The following is a 4,161-nucleotide window of genomic DNA, read 5'->3' on the forward strand; positions in this document are numbered from 1 at the left end:
GCGAACAGGTCGGGGATCGCGTCGATCGGCATGATGAAATAGGCCAGGCCGGCGAAGATCATGCCCTTGGCGGGCAGGGGCGTGGCCGGGTCGCGCGCGGCGTACCAGGCCGCCAGGGCCTGATCGGCGAAGGGGATGCGGGCGGCCGTGCGCTGGATCTTGGGCCAGAAGCCCTTGGCGACGCGCACCTCGTTGACCTTGACCACAGAGGGCACGAGGGCCTTTCGCGGGTCCAGGGCGTCGACGGGTTTGGCTTTGGCGCTCATGGCCGCTAAATCCTCAAACGAAACTCAGGTTCAATACAACATAGGAATGACCGGGATGAAACTCGACAGCACCATTTCCGCCGTGGTCACGGGCGGCGCCTCGGGTCTGGGCGAAGGCACGGCGCGCGCCATCGCCGCCACCGGGGCCAAGGTGGCCCTGTTCGACCTGAACGCCGAGAAGGGCGAGGCGATCGCGGCCGAGATCGGCGGCGTCTTCTGCCAGGTGGACGTCACCGACGACGCCTCGGTCGCCGCCGCCTTCGCCAAGGCCCGCGCCGCCCACGGCCAGGAGCGGCTGACCGTCAACTGCGCCGGCATCGCCACCGGCATGAAGACCGTCTCGCGCAAGAAGGACACCGGCGAGATCAAGGCCCACGACATGGCCCAGTTCGAACGCACGGTGCGGGTCAATCTGTTCGGCACCTTCCGCGTCCTGTCGCAGTCGGCGGCGGGCATGGTGACGCTGGAGCCGATGGCGGACGGGGAACGCGGCCTGATCGTCAATACGGCGTCCGTGGCGGCCCAGGACGGCCAGATCGGCCAGGCGGCCTATTCGGCGTCCAAGGGCGGCGTCTACGCCATGACCCTACCGGTCGCGCGGGATCTGGCTCAGGAGGGGGTGCGCTGCAACACCATCCTGCCCGGCATCATGTGGACGCCGATGATGGCCGGCATGGACCAGAAGATCCAGGACGCCCTGGCCGCCGCCATCCCCTTCCCGAGCCGCCTGGGCACGCCCGCCGACTATGCGTCGCTGGTGCTGGAGCTGGCGCGCAACGTCTACATCAACGGCGAGTGCATCCGGTTGGACGGCGCTATACGCTTGGCGCCGCGCTGACGCGCGGAGGGGCGCTACGCTCGCCGCGCGGCGGCTCGCTGCTTGAGCGCGAAAGCGCTCAGGCGGCGAGAGCACGGGCGTTCCGGCTTCGGCCGTTTAGGCATGAATTCGGCCCAAATAGCGCGAAGCGCGATAGTCGCAAAAAAGAGCTTGCAGGACCGATCAACCCTCCGCTATACGCCCCCTCCTCGACGGGGAGCGCACCTAGCTCCTACGGAGTGCGGGCGTAGCTCAGTGGTAGAGCACAACCTTGCCAAGGTTGGGGTCGAGAGTTCGAATCTCTTCGCCCGCTCCAAGTCGAGACCAATAAAATCAGGGGCTTGTCGTTCTACGGCAAGCCCCGATTTTTTTCACCAAATCATCCGGTCATCACATGGTCATCAGATTGATGAGCGCATGAGGTCTGACGTGCGTGCCAAAATGTCGCGGCTTGAAGCGGACTTCGGTTGCTGAATCACGGGTTCGGTGCTGCCAGATCTCTAAGCGTGCTGCTTTGGCCTCTGAGATCCGAAGTTAGATTCGCGGCTGGGATGTCCGAAATTTGCATACAAATTTCGGACATGCTCGATTTTTTCCCTCACTCAGCGCCTTGGTTTGAGGCTTGGTGAGGCGAAGCTGGTGCTGATCGGCAAATTGCTTGGAGACGAGCCTGTGGTGAGAACTCGCCGATATCAGGTCCTTTGAGATAGGCGCGCGTTCTGATACATAATTAGATATCTAATAAGGTGTTTGATGTGTGATTATATATCATCTCTCGACCGAGGCTGGGTGGGTGATGTATAGCGCTGTATCAGATGGGCCTAATGATGCAGAATAAGATATCAAAACGATATAGCTTGGGGTCGCTAACGGAAACGATCCGTCAAGCGCGCCTGGCCAAAGGCTGGAGCCAGCGCGACCTCAGCGCCCGTGCGCATTTAACCCAGGCGCAAATCTCCCGGATTGAAAACGGAGAGGTGGATCTGCAGGTGTCGACCCTGATCGAACTGGCGCGCTCGCTCGATCTCGATCTGCAACTCGTCCCGAGATCCGCGCTTGTCGCCGTTGAGGCGGCGGTTCGCTCGGCCGAAGAGCGGTTGGACGAGAGATCGGCCAGAAAGCTTTTGGCGGCCTTGCGTCTCTTGGCCGAACGGGCCCAGCAGGCCGCACCCGGGCGTGAAGACATCGCCTCTATCGCTTCCAGCCTTCACGACCTGGAGCCGCTCGCGCCGGCTTTGCGCGGGGCCGTCCGCACGGCCGACCTGGAACGGCTGAGGATCAACCTGGAAGGCTTCCTGAACTATCCCCCGGCCGAACGCCCCAGCCACGCGCAGACCTACAGGGATGCTGCGGCATGGCTGAAGCAACTCAGAAATACCCTGATGCACGCGCCTCGTACGGAGCGTCCCGCCTACAGCCTTGATGACGAGGACTAACGATGGCCGCCGACGCCCTTGAAGTCCTGCTCAATGAACAGAAGGTCGGCGTGATCTCCGCTTTGGGCGGTGACCAATCTATCTTCTCGTTCGACGACGCCTATGCGGACGACCCGGATCGACCGACCCTCAGCCTGTCGTTCAAGGGCGAGCAAGGCGGCCTTTTGCGCGATCATAGGCCGACCCAGACACGGCTAATGCCCTTCTTTTCGAACCTGCTGCCCGAAGGCACGCTTCGCGACTACCTGGCCAAGCGCGCGGGCATCAAGGCGATGCGGGAATACTCGTTGCTTGAGGTGTTGGGGCCGGATCTGCCAGGCGCCGTGACCGTGCGGCCGCTGGGGGAGGACGTCGTTGATGAAGATGACGAAGAACACCGTGAGGATGAAAAGAATGAGGGCGCGGCGGGTCAAGGCGCCCTGAGGTTCTCCCTTGCGGGGGTGCAGCTGAAGTTCTCAGCCGTCGAGAAGGCCCAGGGCGGCCTGACGATTCCGGCGAGCGGTCGCGGCGGGGACTGGATCATCAAGCTGCCGTCGATCCGATTTCGCGGCGTGGCGGCCAATGAGTTCTCAATGATGCGGCTGGCCAGCGCCATGGGCATGGATATCCCCGATGTAGAACTCGTGCCGCTCGATCAGATCGAGGGGCTGCCGGAGGGGATAGGCAAGATCGAGGAGGAGGCCTTCGCCATCCGGCGGTTCGACCGCCGGGAGGACGGCGGACGCATCCATATCGAGGACTTTGCCCAGGTCTTCGGCGTCTATCCGGGCGAAAAGTACGACAAGGGGTCTTATCGCTACCTTGCGAAGGTCCTCTGGCTCGAAACCGGCGAAGTCGGGGTGCGCGAGTTCATCCGGAGGCTGGTGTTCAACACCCTGATCGGCAATGCCGACATGCACCTGAAGAACTGGTCGCTGATCTATCGCGACGGCCGCACGCCCGAATTGTCTCCGGGCTACGACTTCCTGTCGACGACCGTCTACATGCCCGATGACAGCATGGCGCTGAAGTTCGCGCGAACGAAGCGGATGGCAGAGTTCAGCCTGGACGAGGTGATCTACATGGCCGCCAAGGCCGGGTTGCCTGAAGCGCTGGCGCGAGACGAGGCCGCCCAGGCCGTCGATCGATTCCACGAGGTTTGGGGCGCTGAACGCCAACATCTGCCGATTTCTGACGACCTCGCCGCCGAGATCGATCGGCTCCTTGGCATCGTGCCCATAGCGCGAAACAGGTAGGAGACGAGGACGCGAAGTTTTGCGGAGCGGGAGCGTGCATGCCCTACACGCCAGACCAGATATGGGAAATCGGCGAGATGCACGCGGAATGGCTTGAGCGCGAATCCGCGCTCACACGCCGTCTCTTTGCGCATCTCTTCGAGTCGGCACGCGCCAGGGAAATGATGCAGCATGGCCTGAGCCGCCGGCTAGCCGACCTGAGACATGGCGTCGATCGGATTTTTGAGGTCCTTCCCCCCGATGTGAATGACCCCAGTCAGCGTGATGTTCGGGACGCAACGGCTGTCAATCGGCGTCTAAAAGGGACCCCCTATCGGCGTGCAATAGGGACCCCCTTTTGGGGTTCGTGATGGACGTCACGAGCGCACCGCTTGCGAGGGTTGGGGCGTAGGGAGGGCGTAGCCCGA

General features: G+C 62.7%; 4 protein-coding genes and 1 tRNA gene. 4 read left to right on the forward strand and 1 reads right to left on the reverse strand.

The genetic code is table 11. From position 1 onward, the window contains the following. A partial coding sequence (locus tag WC585_RS17120) for a YkvA family protein (protein ID WP_373259213.1) occupies positions 1-266 on the reverse strand: 266 nt, incomplete at its 3' end. 55 nt (positions 267-321) lie between these two features. Here WC585_RS17120 and WC585_RS17125 point away from each other — a divergent pair. The 4 genes from WC585_RS17125 to WC585_RS17140 all read left to right on the forward strand — a co-directional run bounded on the left by WC585_RS17125 (position 322) and on the right by WC585_RS17140 (position 3,754). Next, the gene (locus tag WC585_RS17125; protein WP_373259214.1) at positions 322-1,104 is read left to right on the forward strand and encodes an SDR family NAD(P)-dependent oxidoreductase; all 783 of its coding nucleotides are present in this window, start codon (positions 322-324) and stop codon (positions 1,102-1,104) included. A gap of 220 nt (positions 1,105-1,324) precedes the next feature. Beyond that, positions 1,325-1,399: transfer RNA gene (locus tag WC585_RS17130), tRNA-Gly, on the forward strand. A 508-nt stretch (positions 1,400-1,907) separates the two neighbouring features. Continuing rightward, positions 1,908-2,519: a helix-turn-helix domain-containing protein gene (locus WC585_RS17135; protein ID WP_373259215.1), complete on the forward strand. Its 612-nt coding sequence runs from the start codon at positions 1,908-1,910 to the stop codon at positions 2,517-2,519. A 2-nt stretch (positions 2,520-2,521) separates the two neighbouring features. Beyond that, on the forward strand, positions 2,522-3,754 hold the full coding sequence (locus WC585_RS17140; RefSeq protein ID WP_373259216.1) for a type II toxin-antitoxin system HipA family toxin: 1,233 nt from the start codon (positions 2,522-2,524) through the stop codon (positions 3,752-3,754). Positions 3,755-4,161: the final 407 nt, after the last annotated feature.

It is taken from the genome of Brevundimonas sp. (assembly GCF_041648055.1).
In the GTDB taxonomy this organism is placed as follows: Bacteria; Pseudomonadota; Alphaproteobacteria; order Caulobacterales; family Caulobacteraceae; genus Brevundimonas.

Bases quoted from the DNA above. Each gene is read 5' to 3' on its own strand.
- WC585_RS17125 (WP_373259214.1), top strand. From the start codon at position 322: ATGAAACTCGACAGCACCATTTCCGCCGTGGTCACGGGCGGCGCCTCG.
- WC585_RS17135 (WP_373259215.1), top strand. From the start codon at position 1,908: ATGATGCAGAATAAGATATCAAAACGATATAGCTTGGGGTCGCTAACG.
- WC585_RS17140 (WP_373259216.1), top strand. From the start codon at position 2,522: ATGGCCGCCGACGCCCTTGAAGTCCTGCTCAATGAACAGAAGGTCGGC.